Annotated in this window: 17 protein-coding genes; 11 read left to right on the top strand and 6 right to left on the bottom strand. The window is 65.1% G+C overall.

What is annotated here, in order from left to right:
• Window positions 1-194: 194 nt before the first annotated feature.
• Both JEY66_RS14195 and JEY66_RS14190 read right to left on the bottom strand, forming a co-directional pair.
• Window positions 195-1,559, bottom strand: coding sequence for a Spy/CpxP family protein refolding chaperone (locus tag JEY66_RS14195; RefSeq protein ID WP_016846255.1), 1,365 nt, complete (start codon window positions 1,557-1,559; stop codon window positions 195-197).
• A 126-nt stretch (window positions 1,560-1,685) separates the two neighbouring features.
• Window positions 1,686-3,110: an FAD-binding oxidoreductase gene (locus JEY66_RS14190; protein ID WP_026193131.1), complete on the bottom strand. Its 1,425-nt coding sequence runs from the start codon at window positions 3,108-3,110 to the stop codon at window positions 1,686-1,688.
• Between the two features lie 160 nt (window positions 3,111-3,270).
• On the opposite strand from JEY66_RS14190, the gene JEY66_RS14185 reads away from it, so the two are divergent.
• Window positions 3,271-3,756 carry a thioesterase family protein gene (locus JEY66_RS14185; protein WP_016846257.1) on the top strand — a complete coding sequence of 162 codons (486 nt, stop codon included), beginning with the start codon at window positions 3,271-3,273 and terminating at the stop codon, window positions 3,754-3,756.
• A gap of 94 nt (window positions 3,757-3,850) precedes the next feature.
• Here the strand turns inward: JEY66_RS14185 and JEY66_RS14180 are convergent, their stop codons facing one another.
• Entirely contained in the window at window positions 3,851-4,024 is a 174-nt protein-coding gene (locus JEY66_RS14180; protein WP_016846258.1) for a DUF1328 domain-containing protein, read from the bottom strand.
• 292 nt (window positions 4,025-4,316) lie between these two features.
• Here JEY66_RS14180 and JEY66_RS14175 point away from each other — a divergent pair, with 292 nt between their 5' ends.
• The 7 genes from JEY66_RS14175 (at window position 4,317) to JEY66_RS14145 (ending at window position 10,456) form a co-directional block, all read left to right on the top strand.
• Complete coding sequence (locus JEY66_RS14175; RefSeq protein WP_018273007.1) at window positions 4,317-6,917, top strand: ATP-dependent helicase; 2,601 nt, start codon at window positions 4,317-4,319, stop codon at window positions 6,915-6,917.
• 76 nt (window positions 6,918-6,993) lie between these two features.
• Window positions 6,994-7,407, top strand: a complete 414-nt coding sequence (locus JEY66_RS14170) for a hypothetical protein (RefSeq protein ID WP_016841558.1) — start codon at window positions 6,994-6,996, stop codon at window positions 7,405-7,407.
• Entirely contained in the window at window positions 7,404-8,096 is a 693-nt protein-coding gene (locus JEY66_RS14165) for an OmpA family protein (protein WP_016841559.1), read from the top strand. The genes JEY66_RS14170 and JEY66_RS14165 overlap by 4 nt, the downstream gene beginning before the upstream one ends.
• A 71-nt stretch (window positions 8,097-8,167) precedes the next feature.
• Complete coding sequence (locus JEY66_RS14160; RefSeq protein WP_016841560.1) at window positions 8,168-8,362, top strand: type II toxin-antitoxin system HicA family toxin; 195 nt, start codon at window positions 8,168-8,170, stop codon at window positions 8,360-8,362.
• Window positions 8,363-8,370: 8 nt separating this feature from the next.
• A complete protein-coding gene (locus tag JEY66_RS14155; protein ID WP_026193132.1) occupies window positions 8,371-8,661 on the top strand; it encodes a type II toxin-antitoxin system HicB family antitoxin in 291 nt (96 codons plus the stop codon).
• A 113-nt stretch (window positions 8,662-8,774) separates the two neighbouring features.
• Window positions 8,775-9,698, top strand: coding sequence for an ABC transporter ATP-binding protein (locus JEY66_RS14150; RefSeq protein ID WP_018273008.1), 924 nt, complete (start codon window positions 8,775-8,777; stop codon window positions 9,696-9,698).
• Window positions 9,695-10,456 (top strand): ABC transporter permease, encoded by a 762-nt coding sequence (locus tag JEY66_RS14145; protein ID WP_016841563.1) that lies wholly within the window; start codon window positions 9,695-9,697, stop codon window positions 10,454-10,456. Before JEY66_RS14150 ends, JEY66_RS14145 begins: the two co-directional genes overlap by 4 nt.
• Before the next feature lie 144 nt (window positions 10,457-10,600).
• On the opposite strand, the gene JEY66_RS14140 is transcribed toward JEY66_RS14145, so the two are convergent.
• A complete protein-coding gene (locus JEY66_RS14140) occupies window positions 10,601-10,930 on the bottom strand; it encodes a hypothetical protein (RefSeq protein ID WP_018273009.1) in 330 nt (109 codons plus the stop codon).
• A gap of 302 nt (window positions 10,931-11,232) precedes the next feature.
• Here JEY66_RS14140 and JEY66_RS14135 point away from each other — a divergent pair, with 302 nt between their 5' ends.
• A complete protein-coding gene (locus tag JEY66_RS14135; protein WP_016841565.1) occupies window positions 11,233-12,024 on the top strand; it encodes a L,D-transpeptidase in 792 nt (263 codons plus the stop codon).
• A 257-nt stretch (window positions 12,025-12,281) separates the two neighbouring features.
• Entirely contained in the window at window positions 12,282-13,130 is an 849-nt protein-coding gene (locus JEY66_RS14130; RefSeq protein WP_240536895.1) for an alpha/beta fold hydrolase, read from the top strand.
• Window positions 13,131-13,213: 83 nt separating this feature from the next.
• Here the strand turns inward: JEY66_RS14130 and JEY66_RS14125 are convergent, their stop codons facing one another.
• On the bottom strand, window positions 13,214-13,771 hold the full coding sequence (locus JEY66_RS14125) for a DUF308 domain-containing protein (RefSeq protein ID WP_016841567.1): 558 nt from the start codon (window positions 13,769-13,771) through the stop codon (window positions 13,214-13,216).
• Between the two features lie 133 nt (window positions 13,772-13,904).
• On the opposite strand from JEY66_RS14125, the gene JEY66_RS14120 reads away from it, so the two are divergent.
• A complete protein-coding gene (locus tag JEY66_RS14120) occupies window positions 13,905-14,492 on the top strand; it encodes a TetR/AcrR family transcriptional regulator (RefSeq protein ID WP_016841568.1) in 588 nt (195 codons plus the stop codon).
• Window positions 14,493-14,538: 46 nt separating this feature from the next.
• Here JEY66_RS14120 and JEY66_RS14115 read toward each other — a convergent pair whose 3' ends face one another.
• Complete coding sequence (locus tag JEY66_RS14115; protein WP_018273010.1) at window positions 14,539-16,803, bottom strand: spermidine synthase; 2,265 nt, start codon at window positions 16,801-16,803, stop codon at window positions 14,539-14,541.
• Window positions 16,804-16,904 lie beyond the last annotated feature (101 nt).

The raw sequence follows: 16,904 nt of genomic DNA, 5'->3' as shown, positions 1-16,904 counted from the left end.
CAACCTGTGAACCGCGGAGGCCACTCGGTGCCGAGCAAGAGGTGCACACTATGGCCCGGCGGCCACACCGGCCGCCGATCCCCGCGCGAATCGATGTCGAATTCATGGAATAAAGCCCGTTTCGGTTCTGATTGCGTCAGAGCCGAGACTGCTGGACTCTCGCTTGCCGCGTTTTCGCGCGAACCGACAGCACTCTACGCAGATCGTTTCGGCCCGATCGCCTCGAACTGCGCCTTTTGCTCATCGCTGAGCGTGGCATAGAAATTCTCAAGCGCGGCGCGGACATCCTTGACCGCCTGCAGCATGACGTCGAGCCGCTTGGCAACGAAGGCAAGACGTGCGGGCGGGGTCATCGCCTCGTTGGTCTGGCACGCGGCCTTCAGCTTCCGCGCGGCGTCGGCGCTGGCGTCCTGCAGCACCTGAAGCGCACCGCGCTGGGTGTCGCTCAGCTGCAGCCGCGCGTCGATCTCGCCCGTCGGCCATTCCTGCATCGCGGGCTGCGCGGCGCCGCAGCTCTGGGCGACCGTCGCGTTCGGATCACGGGCCGCGGCTTCCTTGCGCTGGTTCTCGGCGAGCGCGTTGAGCCGCGCTTTCTGCTCGTCATCGAGCAGGCCGTAGAATTTCTCCAGCGGAGGCTTCACGATTCCGACCGCGGTGACCATCGCTTCGATCCGCTGCTGCATGGCGGCGAGGCGGTTCGGCGCCGTCAACACCACCTGCGCTGGACATGCCGCGCGAATGACCTGGGCAGCCGCGAGCGACGCGTTGCCGAGCTCGCCGAGCGCCGCCGATTGCGCTTCGGTCGGCTGCACCGTATCCGCGATCTGATCCACCGGCAGGCCGGCGACCGAACGGCTGTCATTGCCGCACATCTGCTCGATGCGCCCGCCGCCGCGGTAACGGCGGCCCGTCCGGCGCTCCGGTAGATAGCCCCTGAGATCGTCATATCCATAGGGCCCGAAGATGCCGGCATAGATGTCCGGATAGCCGTAGCCCCAGAATCCGATGTCGTCGCCCCAGATCGCGTAGTCGTAGATGTCGTTGTACGCGAACGGCCAGAACAGCGGACCGACCCAGCCATAGCCGCCGCCGGGATGCTGCCACCAGCCGTTGGCCACCGCCCCGCCGTGCCAGCCGGCGAGCGCCGCGGCCGCGGCGATCTGCGCGCGCGCCGCCGGGTTGCTCAACAGCCGGCCGTTGCGCAATGCGCCGCTGCGCGACAGCGAGTTGAACGTATTGCGCATATGGCCTGGTACGATCGCGGCATTGCGCATCCGGCCGAAATTGCCACCCCCGCGCGATGCGAAGGCGCCGTGGCCGGCGAAGCCTGATCGCGAGATCGCATGCGAGCGGCCGAACCCGCCATGATGGCCGCCGCCGAAATGCATGTGGCCGAAGCCATGCCCGCCACGTCCATGGCCACCACCGTGCCCATGGCCACCGCCATGTCCATGGCCGCCGCCATGCCCTCCGCCATGGCCGCCGCCTCGGGCAATCGCGTCGCCCGACAGCGCCATCGCAAGCACCACGACCGCAATTCCGATTGCCCGTCCGATCACAGCGTTTTCCCTCCGCGCACCGCACACATCGCGGCAATGCAAGAGAGACGCCGGGCGGGCGAAAAAGTTCCACGCACAACGCGCGCCGCGCGGGCGTTCGCGGCCCCTGCGCGGCGTGACGACGCCTCAGGCGGCCGGGACGATCTTTCCGGGATTGAAGATGTTCTGCGGGTCGAGCGCATGCTTCAGCGCCCGCATCGCGTCGAGCGCCTCCGGCCCGAGCTCGGCCTGCAAATATTTCTGCTTACCCTGCCCGATGCCGTGCTCGCCGGTGCAGGTGCCGTCCATGGCCTGGGCGCGTTCGACCAGGCGGTGCATGAACTCCTCGCCGCGCGCCATCTCGTCCTTGTCGTTGACATCGCAGAGCAGCGAGCAGTGGAAATTACCGTCGCCGACATGACCGACGATCGGCGACAGCAGATTGAGCCGCTTGAGATCGTCCTCGGTCTCGGTGACGCAGTCGGCAAGCCGCGAGATCGGCACGCAGACATCGGTCGCGACGACGCCGATGCTATCGCCGGGACGCAGCGCCTTGACGGACCAGTAGGCGTCGTGCCGGGCCTGCCACAGCTTGGTGCGGTCCTCCGGCTTGGTGGTCCAGGTGAAGTCGCCGCCGCCGCATTCGGCGGCGATGTCGCGGAAATTCTTCGACTGCTCGGCGACCTCGACCTCGCTGCCGTGGAATTCCAGCAGCAGCAGCGGCGTCTCGGGCAGCGACAGCTTGGAGTAGCTGTTGCAGGCTTTCACCTGCGCGGCATTGAGCAGCTCGATCCGGGCGACCGGAATGCCGGTCTGGATCGCGAGGATCGTGGCCTGGCAGGCGCCACGCACCGTGTCGAACGAACAGGCCGCCGCAGCGATCGTGTCGGGAATGCCGCGCAGGCGGATGGTCAGTTCGGAGATGATGCCGAGCGTGCCTTCGGCGCCGACGAACAGATGCGTCAGGTCGTAGCCGGCCGACGACTTCTTGGCGCGCGTGCCTGTCGTGATGATCTCGCCGTCGCCGCGCACCACCTTCAGCGCCAGCACGTTCTCGCGCATGGTGCCATAGCGCACCGCGTTGGTGCCGGAGGCGCGGGTCGAGGTCATGCCGCCGAGCGAGGCATCGGCGCCGGGATCGATCGGAAAGAACAGGCCCTGGTCGCGCAGATGCTCGTTGAGCGCCTTTCGCGTCACGCCGGGCTGGATCACGCAGTCGAGGTCCTCGGCATGCACCTCGAGCACCTTGTTCATGTCGCGCAGATCGATGCAGATGCCGCCCGCGGGCGCGTTGACCTGGCCCTCGAGCGAGGTTCCGGTGCCGAAGGCGATGACCGGCACGCGATTGGCGGCGCAGATTCGCACCACGTCCTGGATGTCGGCGGTTTCCTGCGCCATCACGACCGCGTCCGGCGGCTGGGTCGGCAGCCATGTGGTGGTATGGGCGTGCTGTTCGCGCACCGCCTGCGACGTGACGAGCCGGTTGCCGAACCGCGCCGCCAGCGCGTCGATCGCGCGCTTCAGGGCCTGCGGCTCAGGTCGCGTCACAGTGCTCGAAATCGTTGTCGCCACGTCAAATTTCCTCCCACCTTTAGCCGACCGTGGCAAAGCTTGTATAAGGGGTCAAGAGAGCCTGACTTGAAAAAGTGGACGCCGGAGTCACAGAAAAGCTCATGCTCGAACGCCAACGAACCGGGGATGGATCATGACTTCAGCGACTGCCACCAGCGAGATGCCGCTTCCATCGGCCCCGTTCGGATCCTCGGTGATGCAGATCGAGCCGCAATGGATCGACTACAACGGCCATCTCAACATGGCCTACTACAATGTCATGTTCGACCGCGCCATCGACGAGATGTGGCTGCAGCTCGGGATCGGACCGGCCTACATGAAGACGCGGCACTGCTCGACCTTCACCGCCGAGTGCCACGTTCGCTACCTCCGAGAGATTCATCTCGGCGATCCCGTGCAGGTCCAGGTCTATCTTCTCGGCGCCGACGAAAAGCGGCTGCACACCTTCGAGGAGCTGCGTCATGCCACCGAAGGCTGGCTCTCCGCGACCTCGGAAAACCTCACGCTGCACATCGACATGGAAGCGCGCAAGGTGGCACCGTTTCCGCCCGATATCCGCGCCCGCGCTCGCGCGATCGTCGACAGCTATGCGGGTGTACCACGTCCCGAGGGCATCGGCCGCAACGTGGCGATGCCCTCGAAGTAGGCTGTTTGGAGTAGATCTCGCCGCGGACTCTTCACCTCTCCCAGAGGGAGAGGTTTGCGCTGTCACTGCGGCAGGCACGCAACCGATTGCCTCGCTAGACCCTTGTGCGGCCGCGCACCAATCCGACCACCGCCGACACCAGGAATAGAATGACAGCGATGAAGAAGATCGCCTTGGCGATTTCGACGGATGCGCCGGCGATGCCGCCAAAGCCCAAAATGCCCGCGATCAGGGCGATGACCAGGAACGTGACGACCCAGCTCAGCATGATCAAAACTCCGCTTCGTTTCCCTGCTGTTTCCTTGGCGCGGACCTCCGTCCGGCGCGCACCTGTTGAAACAATCCGGCCGGGAAACGCATGTTCCTGAGCGTGAAACCGCGAAATTTTCGCCGATTTCCGGAACCAGGATTGAGTGTGGGCTGCTGCCAAAAGCGTTCCCGTCAGCCGCGATAAAACCTGTCAAAACGGCCGATCAGGCCCTATATGGCCTTCAATCCCTGTTAAGAAGGCTCCCCTTCACCGTCCCGCGGTGCCATCGTGGGGCCGAGACGATTCGCCAATGACCGAGCCGAGCAAATTGCCCCATCACGGCGTTCCCGAGCACCAGCCGGCGGCTGGCGGCATCGCCGCGCGTGCGCGTGCGCGGGCGGCGGCAGGCGGCCCGCAATATCTGAACGGCCTCAATCCGGAGCAGCGCGAGGCGGTGGAGACGCTCGACGGCCCCGTGCTGGTGCTTGCCGGCGCCGGCACCGGCAAGACACGCGTGCTGACGACGCGGATCGCGCATATCCTGAGCCAGGGCCGCGCGCGGCCGCACGAAATCCTGTCGGTGACCTTCACCAACAAGGCGGCGCGCGAGATGAAGCTGCGGCTCGGCCAGATGCTCGGCCAGGCGGTCGAGGGCATGCCGTGGCTCGGCACCTTCCACTCGATCGGCGGCCGCATCCTGCGCATCCATGCCGAACTGGTGCAGCTCAAATCCAACTTCACGGTGCTCGACGTCGACGACCAGGTGCGGCTGCTGAAGCAATTGCTGCAGGCCGAGAACATCGACGACAAGCGCTGGCCGGCGCGGATGCTGGCCGGCCTGATCGACGGCTGGAAGAACCGCGGCCTGTCGCCGTCGCAGGTGCCGGCGGGCGAAGCCGCCTCGTTCGGCAACGGCAAGGGCGGCAAGATCTACGCGACCTATCAGGAGCGGTTGAAGATCCTCAACGCGGCCGATTTCGGCGACCTGCTGCTCGAGAACATCCGGCTGTTCCGCGAAAATCCCGACGTGCTGCGGCAGTACCAGAGCCGCTTCAAGTTCATCCTGGTCGACGAATATCAGGACACCAACGTCGCGCAGTATCTGTGGCTGCGGCTGCTGTCGCAGGCGCCGTCGCGGCCGGGCCAGCCACTCTCGGCGGTGATCCCGGGCGAGCTTACCTCGCCCCGCTTGCGGGGAGAGGTCGGCGCGCAAGGCGCGCCGGGTGAGGGGGACTCTCCGCGGGCTGAGCTCGAGGATAGAGCCCCTCACCCCGACCCTCTCCCCGTGAAGGACGGGGAGAGGGAGCAGACCGCTCTCAAGAACATCTGCTGCGTCGGCGACGACGACCAGTCGATCTACGGCTGGCGCGGCGCCGAGGTCGACAACATCCTGCGCTTCGAGCACGACTTCCCCGGCGCCAAGGTCATCCGCCTCGAGCGCAATTATCGCTCCACCGGCCACATCCTCGCCGCGGCCTCGCATCTGATCGCGCATAATGAAGGCCGGCTCGGCAAGACGCTGCGCACCGAGGATGTCGACGGCGAGAAGGTCACCGTCACCGGCTCCTGGGATTCGGAGGAGGAAGCGCGCGCGATCGGCGAGGAGCTCGAGGAGCTGCAGCGCGCGGGTGAAAACCTCAACGACGTCGCCATCCTGGTGCGCGCCTCGTTCCAGATGCGCGAGTTCGAAGACCGCTTCGTCACGCTCGGCCTGCCCTACCGCGTGATCGGCGGCCCCCGATTCTACGAGCGCGCCGAAATCCGCGATGCGCTGGCCTATTTGCGCACCATCAATTCGCCGGCCGACGATCTCGCCTTCGAGCGCATCGTCAATGTGCCCAAACGGGGGCTCGGCGACGCCACCGTGCAGCTGCTGCACGACCATGCCCGCAAGCGCCGCATTCCGCTGTTCGAGGCGGCGCGCGCCGTGGTCGAGACCGACGAGCTGAAGCCGAAGGCGCGCGGCTCCTTGCGCGATCTCGTCATGCAGTTCGACCGCTGGCGCGCCCAGCGCGAGGTCACCTCGCATACCGAGCTCGCCGAGATCGTGCTCGACGAGAGCGGCTACACCGAGATGTGGCAGAAGGACCGCTCGGCTGATGCCGCTGGCCGGCTGGAGAACCTCAAGGAGCTGGTGCGTTCGATGGAGGAATTCGAGAACCTGCAAGGGTTTCTCGAACATATTTCGCTGGTGATGGACCGCGACGGCGAGGCCGGCGACGAAGCGGTGTCGCTGATGACGCTGCATTCGGCGAAGGGGCTGGAATTCGACAACGTGTTCCTGCCGGGCTGGGAGGAAGGCCTGTTCCCGAGCCAGCGCACGCTGGACGAACAGGGCCGCGCCGGGCTCGAGGAGGAGCGCCGCCTTGCCCATGTCGGGCTGACCAGGGCGCGCCGCCGCGCAAAAATCTATTTCGCCACCAACCGCCGCATCCATGGCACCTGGTCGACCACGATCCCCTCGCGCTTCCTGGACGAGCTGCCGGCGCACAATGTCGAGATCACCGAATCCAAGGGCGGATCGGGCTGGGGCGGCAGCGGCGGCTATGGCGCATCGCGCTTCGACAACCTCGAATCATTCGGCTCGAGCTATTCGACCCCGGGCTGGCAGCGCGCCCAGGCCAACCGCAACCGCGGCGGCGGGGGCCGCGGCGGCAGCGGCTTCGAGGAGCGGCAATCGTCCTTTTCCTCCGAAAGCTTCAATCGCAGCAAGCGCGGCCCTGTCGTGATCGAGGGCGAGCTGGTGGCGAAGTCCACCGGCACGACGTCGGATTTTTCGCTGGATGACCGGGTGTTTCACCAGAAATTCGGCTACGGCCATGTGGTGAAGATCGACGGCAACAAGCTGACCATCGCCTTCGAAAAGGCCGGCGAGAAGAAGGTGGTCGACAGCTTTGTGGAACGGGTGTGACACAGCGACCTTCTTTGGCGGTCTTCTCTGTTGGTAGCCCTTGACCCCGGTTGAATTCACGGGTTGAGATGGCCCCATGGTCCGGGGGAGGTTTTTCTTTTTTGTCATCGCGCTCACCGCGCCGTCGCTGGCGGTCGCGGAGACGATGAGCTTTGGCGATTCTGCAGCGCAACTGGCCAAGGCCTGCGGCGCCGACATCACCGCCAACTGCCGCGGCGTCAATCTCGACTCCAACCGCCTCAAGGAATGCCTGTCGCGCAACCGCGACGTGATATCGCCGCAGTGCAAGGAGAGCTACTTCTCTACCCTCGATGCGATCCAGAAGCGGATCGCGGCGCGCGTCACCGTTGCGAATGCCTGCACCCGCGAGATCGTCAAGGTCTGCGGCGGCTCGACCAAGGAGACCAGCAAGTCGGTGCCCTGCCTCGTCAGCGCCAAGGGCCTCAGCCGCAACTGCACCCAGGCGATCAATGACGCGGGGTATCAATGATGCGGCTGTCGGCACGAGGCACGCGCGAGATCAGTCTGTCGGGTTTGCTCGGCGCGCTGCTCGTGCTGGCGATGCCGCTCTCGCCGATGCAGGCGCAGACCGCCGTCACGCGCGACGACATCATCGCCAAGCTCAATCATTTCGAGACCGACGCCGCGATCGATGTCCCGGCGTTGCGCCTGCAGACGCTGGAACGATCGAAGTCGCGATCGAGGAACGAGCCACCGCCCTCGAGCCGGCCGCCGATCGCCCCCGACCTGACCAAACTGCCGGCGTTCAATGTCGATGTCAGGTTCGACGTCGACACGCCGATCGTGATGCCGGAGTCCTATGCGACCGTCGGACGGATCGCCGACGCGCTGACGCATTCCGCGCTGCTGCCCTACACTTTCCTGATCGTCGGCCACATCGAATCGGGCGGACGGCGCGACAACAACGTGCTGCTGAGCCAGCGGCGCGCCGACGCGATCCGCGACATCCTGGTCAACACCTACAAGATCGCGCCGAAACGCCTGCAGTCGATCGGGCTCGGCGAAGAGCAGTTGCTCGACCCCGCCCGTCCCAACGCGCCGGTCAACAGCCAGGTGCAGATCATGCTGGTCGCGAAGCTCGCCGACGCCGAGCCGCCCGCGCACCCCGCCCCGGCGGCCGCCGCCAAGAAGCCGGCGAAATCGGCGAAGAAGCACTAGCCGGATCCCGCTCACTTAACGCGGTATGATTCGGACCATCATGTCCGGATTGCTTGGTTCTCGGAATTGCCATGTTGACCAACAGCCGCGATATCATTCGGCGCCTGAAGCGAGAGGGATGGAGCCTTGTCCGGGTTGCCGGTTCTCACCACGTCTTCAAGAATCCCCGGTCGGGCGAAACGCTGGTCGTTCCGCACCCCAAGAAGGACTTGGGAAAAGGCTTGGTGCGTGCCATTTATAAGGGAGCGGGTTGGAAACCCGATTGAGGCAGACCTTGGCTCACTACGTTGCCATCATTGAGGACGCCGGACCGGACTACGCCGTAGGCGTCTGGTTTCCGGACCTGCCCGGCTGCACGTCCGCGGGCGATGATATCGACGAGGCTTTGCGCAATGCCCCTGAGGCGCTGAAGCTCTATGCCGAGGGCCTAAGGGACGATGGACAGGAACTGCCCCGCCCCCGGACATTGACCGAGTTGAAGGCAGACCCCGAAGTCGCCGACGACCTGAAAACCTACATGGTCGCATTGGTCGAACTGCCCGTCAGAGCGCACGCCGCGGAATAAGTTTCTGCCCCGGCGGGTGATTGCAGAACGGATCATGCGTCCCTATCTGCGCTTGACCCGCCATCGCCCGGCCCCCAATCCGCGCGCCCCCTCCCTCACGCTTCCGACTCTTCATGTCGCCGATCATCTCCGTATCCAATCTTTCGAAGACCTATGGCTCCGGCTTCAAGGCGCTGAAAGGCATCAATCTCGATATCGTCAAGGGCGAGATCTTCGCGCTGCTCGGGCCGAACGGGGCCGGCAAGACCACGCTGATCAGCATCATCTGCGGCATCGCCAATCCGAGCGAGGGCCGCATCACGATCGGCGGGCACGACATCATCGCCGACTATCGCGCGGCGCGGTCGATGATCGGGCTGGTTCCGCAGGAACTGCACACCGACGCGTTCGAGTCGGTGTGGGCGACCGTCAGCTTCAGCCGCGGCCTGTTCGGCAAGCCGAAGAACCCCGCCCATATCGAGAAGGTGCTGCGCGACCTGTCGCTGTGGGACAAGAAGGACGACAAGATCATCACGCTGTCCGGCGGCATGAAGCGCCGCGTGATGATCGCCAAGGCGCTGTCGCACGAGCCGCAGATCCTGTTCCTCGACGAGCCGACCGCCGGGGTCGACGTCGAATTGCGCAAGGGCATGTGGGAGGTGGTCCGCACGCTGCAGGCTTCCGGCGTCACCATCATCCTGACCACGCACTACATCGAGGAAGCCGAGGAGATGGCCGACCGCATCGGCGTCATCAACAAGGGCGAGATCATCCTGATCGAGGACAAGGCGACCTTGATGCAGAAGCTCGGCAAGAAGGAGCTGACGCTGCAATTGCAGAACAAGCTCGAGGCCATTCCCGATGTTCTGTCCGCCTACAATCTCGAATTGTCCGACGACGGCCGCACCGTGACCTATGACTACGATACCAAGGGCGACCGCACCGGCATCACCAGCCTGCTCAACGATCTGCGCAATGCCGGCATCCGCATCTCGGACCTCGATACGAAACAAAGCTCCCTCGAAGACATCTTCGTCAGCCTCGTGAGGGCGCCATGAATTATCGCGCAATCCGGGCCATCTATCTGTTCGAAATGGCGCGCACCTGGCGCACGCTGCTGCAGAGCATCGTCTCGCCCGTGGTGTCGACCTCGCTGTATTTCGTGGTGTTCGGCGCCGCGATCGGCTCGCGCATCACCGAGGTCGAGGGCGTCAGCTACGGCACCTTCATCGTGCCGGGCCTCGTGATGCTGTCGGTGCTGACCCAAAGCATCTCCAACGCCTCGTTCGGCATCTACTTCCCGAAATTCGTTGGCACGGTCTACGAGATCCTGTCGGCGCCGATCTCCTATTTCGAGATCGTCATCGGCTATGTCGGCGCCGCCGCCACCAAGTCGATCATCCTCGGCCTGATCATCCTGGCGACGGCCGGGCTTTTCGTGCCTTTGCATATCCAGCATCCGGTGTGGATGCTGACATTCCTGGTGCTGACGGCGGTCACCTTCAGCCTGTTCGGCTTCATCATCGGCATCTGGGCCGACGGCTTCGAGAAGCTGCAGATGATCCCGATGCTGGTGGTGACGCCGCTGACCTTCCTCGGCGGCAGCTTCTATTCGGTGAACATGCTGCCGTCGGGCTGGCGCACCATCACGCTGCTCAATCCTGTGGTCTACCTGATCTCCGGCTTCCGCTGGAGCTTCTACGAGATCGCCGATGTCAGCGTGCCGCTGAGCCTCGGCATGACCGTGGGATTCCTGGTGGCCTGCATGGCCATCGTGGCGTGGATCTTCAGGACCGGCTACCGGCTGAAGAACTGAAAAAGCTTCAGTGGCCCGGATGGAGCGAAGCGCAATCCGGGACCCTATCGCCAAACCTGCAGAACCCGGATTTCGCGGAGCCTGTCATCGGGCGCGCGTTCGCGCGACCCGTTGGCTCCATCCGGGCTACAGGTTCTTCAACGATCAATAGCAATGGAAATGGCCGTGGCGGTAATAGCCGCGGCAGCGGTGGCCACGGCGGTAGCCGCGATCCGGGATGCCGAACACGCCCTTGACCGCGCCCATGGCGCCACCGACACCGGCGCCGACGGCGCCGCCGACCACGCCGCCCACCGGCCCAGCAACCCGGTTGCCTTCATAGGCGCCCTCATGCGCGCCGCGGACGATGCCCTGGGCATGGCCGGCATGGGGGACTGCGACCAGCGTCAAAGCGAGGGCTGCGGCCGCAAGCAGGAGCCGCGCGGAGAGGCCGGCTGGGACGACGGCCGCGGTCTTCACCTTGGTGTTGTTCATCTGGATTCCTTGATGCGCGGAGCGAACGCGCCGCCAAGCGGGGAATTTGTTAAACGCCCATGCGGCCAAATGGTTGCGTGTCGGAGACCAATTGGGCCGCCGTCGCGGCCTGCTCGCGAAAAAGTCAGCCCGCCGTGACAGGGCAGGCCCGGCTTCGGCCTTGTTTGCGCCGCGCGCGGGATTAACCATGGCGATGATCACGGCCTTGGCCCGCCACTGGAACCAAGTTCGGATTCCGTGCATATTGTTGCCGGGGACGGAGAGCCGCGGCTTCGCGAGCAGGCCTGGAGGCCAAAGGTAAAATGCGTTCGTTCCTCATTGCGCTCACGTCCGTGATGCTCTTCACCGCCGGCGCCGCACAGGCCAAGGTCGATATCACCATCGACAAGGACAACCAGCAGATGACCGTCGCGGTCGACGGCGTCGCGCGCTATCACTGGCCGGTCTCGACCGGCATCCCGTCGCGCGAAACGCCGAACGGCAGCTTCCGCGCCTTCCGCATGGAAGAGGATCACTATTCCAAGGAATTCGACGACGCGCCGATGCCGCACTCGATCTTCTTCACCAAGATCGGGCACGCGATTCACGGCACCGACTCGGTGAACCGCCTCGGCTCGCCGGCCTCGCATGGCTGCGTGCGGCTGTCGCGCGACAACGCAACCACGCTCTACGCGCTGGTCCAGAAGGAAGGCGTGCTCAACACCACCGTGACGCTGACGGGTTCGTCGCAGGTCGCGCTGGCGCGCAATCCGCGTGGGCGCAATGGTACCGCCGTCGCCCGCCGCGCGCCGCAGCAAGACGAGCAGTACGGCACCGCCGCCGCCGGCGACCCGGTCGTGCTGACGCCGCAGCCGCGCGACTATCCGGCGCAGGCCCGCGCCGACGACGGCTACATCTATCCGGCCGACGGCAGCTCGACCGATCGCCGCTATCCGGCACCGCCGTCGAGCCGCCGCGTCTACGACGCGCAGGCCTATGGCCAGCAGCAGCAGTACTACGGCAATCAGGGCTACGCGCCGGCGCCGCAGGGCTACTACCAGCCGCGCCCCGCCTATCAGCCGCGCGGCTTTTACGGCAACACCTATCAGGACTGAGACGCTCTCGTGGTCCAATGACGGCGCCGCAGGCAGCGCGCCGTCAGTTCACGCTCCCCTCACCCGCTTGTGACCGTCGCAAACGGCGCGCGTCATCGTGCGCCGGGGCCCGTCGTCGCGTCGTCATCTGATTGTAAAACTAGCCCGATATTCGGCGGCACAAGCGCCCGCCTGGCCCCTGGAGGCCGATGCACGCGGCATGCCCGATGAAATCAGGGCGAGAAGCGCGGGTCACGTAGGCAAGATCAGAGGTCGACATGAAACGGGGCATCATTGTCCTTTGCCTGTGCATCGTGGCGATGGCCGCCTATTTCACGACGGACAGATGGGCCATCCGTCACACGACGCTGACGTTCCACGACGTTCTGCGCGACGACCGCAACGTCACGGTCGAGGTCGCGGTGCGCCGCGACCGGCAAATGCAGGCGATGGCCGAGATGATCGAGCTGCCGGTCGCGATCCTGAGCCACGGCAACACCGTCAAGAACACCGAGTACTCGTTCCTTACCAATTTGTTCGCGTCGCGCGGCTACCTCGTGATCAGCATTCAGCATGATCTCGACACCGACGCGCCGATGGTCACCAAGGTCGGCGAGGAATATGTCGGCCGCCGCATGCAGTACAATCGCGGCGTCTTCAACATCATGTATGCGGTCGACGAGCTCAAGAAGCTCTATCCGAACGCAAACTATCGCCAGCTGACGTTGATCGGCCATTCCAACGGCGGCGACATCTCGATGTTCTTCGCCAAGCAGCATCCCGACCTGGTCAAGAAGGTCGTCACGCTGGACAATCTGCGCGTTCCCTTCATCACCGACGGCAAGATCAAGATCCTCTCGTTCCGCTCCAGAGATCCGGTGTTCAAGGCCGATCCGGGCGTCGTGCCCGACGACGAGACCTGCGCGAGACTCGGCATCAAGGTGGTCAGAACCGAATTCCAGCACAACGATCTCAGCGACCGCGGCCCGGGCAGCGCGAAGTCGTCGATCCAGGCCGGCGTGGAGCAATTCCTCGACGAGGACGCCGGCGAGAGCACGCCGACGATGCCGCTGCTCGCCGCCTCGACGCCCGCCTCCGCGAGTGCAGCGCCGCCAGAGAACAAATAGTCGCGTCGCGCGGAAGGCGAGCTCGCGCTCTCCGGTGCTGCCGGACAGCTCTCCGAACGGAGCCCTGGCTTCTCGCTTTGACCCTAAGCGCGCGCGTGGCGATAGCCGGCGGCTACGAGCCAGATTGCGGAAAGCAGGAAATAGAACGCGCCGAAGCCCGCATAGGGAGCGACGTCGAGAATGGTCGGCGCAACGGTGCCGATGGACTGGCTGATCATGTAGCCGCCGGCGAGTGCCGACTGTGCGCCACTCAGGATCATCGCCCATTGCGCGCCGTAATGACGCCAGCGCCTGACGCCGGTGGACAATTGCAGCACGCCCGCGAGAATCGCCCAAGCCCCGAACACGGCCAGGACGGCATAGCTGCTGTGGTTGAGCGCCGCGATCACTGCGAGCGTCGTGATCGCGCTGACCGCGACATTCAGAGCCTGGGACGGATTGGCCTTCAGGCCGCCATTGACCCGGGCGTCGGCCAGATTGGCGATGCCGTCCCACGCCGGGTAGATCACGAGCAGAAGCGCGGCAGGGCCGGCTTGGCCGCTGAACAGAACGGCGGCGGCGACCCAGGCGACCGAGAAGATGGCGCGCCCGAGATAATAGGATCGCAGCCAGGCGGATTGGGTCGAAAGGTGGCTTTGCATTGACAGGCTCCTGTTGGTCTTCCTACTAGTAGGTAGATGACAAATCCGAGTCAACCTGGCCGTCCGACGTGCTGTGAGGAGAGGAAGGTCTTGATTTGCCTCTGGAATTTACCTACTGGAAGGTAGGTATGACGTGAACGTGATGATCTCGACTTCTGAAAAAATTCTCGCCGTCGCTCAGCCCCTCATCGTCGCCGGCGGCTACAATGGGTTTAGCTATGCCGACATCTCGGATGCCATCGGCATCCGGAAGGCCAGCATCCACCATCACTTCCCGACCAAGGCCGAGCTGGTTTCGACGCTGGTGGATCGCTACCGGCAGCAGACTGAGCTGGGCCTGAAGTCGCTTCAGGAGCAGTTCGCAAGCCCGGCCGACCAACTGCAGGCTTACGTGAACTTCTGGCAGGCGTGCATCGGCGATGCCTCGCTGCCGTTCTGCGTCTGCGCGATGCTTGCCGGCGAGATGCCGATGTTGCCGGACGAGGTCGCATCGCGCGTCCGCGCCCACTTCCACCACCTTGCGGAATGGCTCGCCTCGGTGCTGCAGGCCGGCGCGGAACAGCATCTGTTCCGGCTGGACCAGCGGCCGCACGAGGAGGCCCAGATGCTGATGGCATCGGTTCACGGGGCAATGCTCTCGGCGAGGGCTTTCGACGATCCCGGAGTGTTTGCCGCGATCGTCAAGCCCCAGTTCGCCAGACTGCTGGTGGCCGATCGCTAGAGAATTATCGCGCGGAAGCCGCCGCGATTGGCTCGGCTTGCAGGTCCTATTGCTCGCCGTCGCGCAGGCGGCGGTACACCGCGCCCAGCACGTTCGAATAGTCGTCTGTCCAGACCCGCTGCTTCTCATCGGCTTCGGTCTCGGTCCAGACATCAGACGATGCGAGCTTGCCGACGTCCTCCTCCTCGCGCGCGGAGACGACGACCGAGGTCGAGAAGATGTACTCGTTGTCGCGGCCGGAATCCTCGCTGTAGACCCAGCTCTTCATGTCGTTGGCATCCGCAATGCCGACCACGACGCTGGCGAGTTCGAGATGCCGGTTGGAGACGTGCATCACGACCGCGCCCTGCGGCGCCAGCTTCTCCTTGTAGATCGCCATCGCCTCCTCGGTCGCGAGATGGATCGGGATCGCGTCCGACGAATAGGCGTCGACGATGATGAGATCGTAGGCGCCGTCCGGCTCCTTGGCGAAGGTCAGCCGCGCGTCGCCGATCACGGGCTTGAGGTTCGGCTCGCAGTTCTGGATGTAGGTGAAGTATTTCGGATCGCGCGCGGTATCGACCATCGACTGGTCGATCTCGAAGAAGCGCCAGTCCTCGCCGGGGGCCGACGCGCAGGTCAGCGTCCCCGAACCGAGTCCGATCACCGCCACCTTCAGCGGCGCGCCCTTACGCTCGCGAATCGCTGATATCGCCCGCCCGATGCCGCCGTCCTTGTGATAATAGCTGATCGGCTCGGGCGTTCCGGCGACCGGCGTGCCGTCATCGTTCTTGAACTTCTCGGCGCCATGGATCGTGGTGCCGTGCATCAGCACGTGATACTGCCCGTTCGCCGTCACCACGATCTTGTGCACGCCGAAGAAGCTGCGCACTGTTTCGACGCGGCCGTCGTCGGATGGATAGGCGCGCAGCACCACCAGCGCGACCACGACGGTGGCGAAGATCTTCCAGCGATTGGCGTTGAGCGCGAGCGCCAGCAGCGCCGAGAGCACGCCGACCGCGCCGATCACCCAGACCCGGTGCACGTCGAACCAGTTGAAGATGTCGCCGGCCGAATAGCTCGGCGCGATCAGCGCCACCGCCAGCACCGCGAGGAACGGCCAGTACCAGGCGCTCCAGCGCGGCAGCCGCTCCGCGCCGCCGGGCGGACGGCACAGCGCCGCGAGCGCCAGCAGGATCGGATATTCGGCGACCCATGAGAAGGTAAAAGGCGCGATCAGCCCCGCGAACAGGCCGCCGACCATGCCGCCGAACGACAGCGCGACGTAGAAGCCGGTGAGATATTTCGCCGCCGGGCGGGTGCGCGCGAGCTCGCCATGACAGGCCATCGCGATGATGAAGAAGCAGAGCTGATGGCCGCCGAGCGTGAGCAGCAGGTTCTGCTCGCCGCCGACCGCAAGCAGGATCACGACGCCGGCAATCGCCAGCGGCTGCGCCCGCAGCATCCATTTGTGCGGCAAGAGCGGCCGCGACTGGAACACCAGCACCCAGGTCAAGAGATACAGCGACAGCGGCAGCACCCACAGCAAAGGCGCGGCGGCAACGTCGGTCGAGATGTGCGCCGTCACCGCGATCAAGAGGCCGGACGGCACCGCGGCGAGGAAGATCCAGCGCGCCCGCAGCGGCGAGGACGGCGCCGGCGCATTGGCGTCATCGACCTGCATGTTGAGTGCGGCGGCATTGGCCGGCGACCGCAACAGCAGCACGCCGCACCCCGCGATCAGCACGATCAGCAGACCATAGCCACCGGTCCAGATCAGGTTCTGGGTGCGCAACGTGAACATCGGCTCGAGCAGCACCGGATAGGACAATAGCGCGAGGAAGCTGCCGATGTTCGAGGATGCGTAGAGAAAATACGGGTCGGGCCCGTTGGGATGTCCGGTGCGCACGAACCAGGCCTGCAGCAGCGGATTGTTGGCGGCGAGCGCGAAGAACGGCAGGCCGATCGAGACCGCGAACAGGCCGAGCAGCCAGACCGCATAGCCGGACGTCGGCGGCTCGCCCCAGCCGCTCCTGATCGCCAGCGGCAAGGTCACGAGCGCGACGACGAGCAGCACCAGATGCACCACGACCGGCACGATGCGGCCGTTCAGCTTCATCAAGAGATGCGCATAGGCGTAGCCGCCGAGCAGCAGCGACTGGAAGAACACCATCGCCACCGACCACACCGCCGGCGAGCCGCCGAGCCGCGGCAGCACCATCTTGGTGAACAGCGGCTGCACCGAGAACAGCAACAGGGCGCTGACGAAGATCGCGGCGGTGTAGACAACCAGCACCAGCCGGTTGCGCGAGGCGGTCGGCTCAGACGTCATGAAAGCTCCGGCATGGACCCGGCGGGCGCCGGAGGCGGACAGTCCGGTGGCACCCCACCGGAGGATTTCAGTTGAGCATACGGCACTATCACGGACAAGAA

Source organism: Bradyrhizobium elkanii USDA 76 (genome assembly GCF_023278185.1).
Taxonomy (GTDB): Bacteria; Pseudomonadota; Alphaproteobacteria; order Rhizobiales; family Xanthobacteraceae; genus Bradyrhizobium; species Bradyrhizobium elkanii.
Note: the sequence above shows the minus strand (reverse complement) of the source record. Positions and strands in the feature narration are given on the sequence as shown.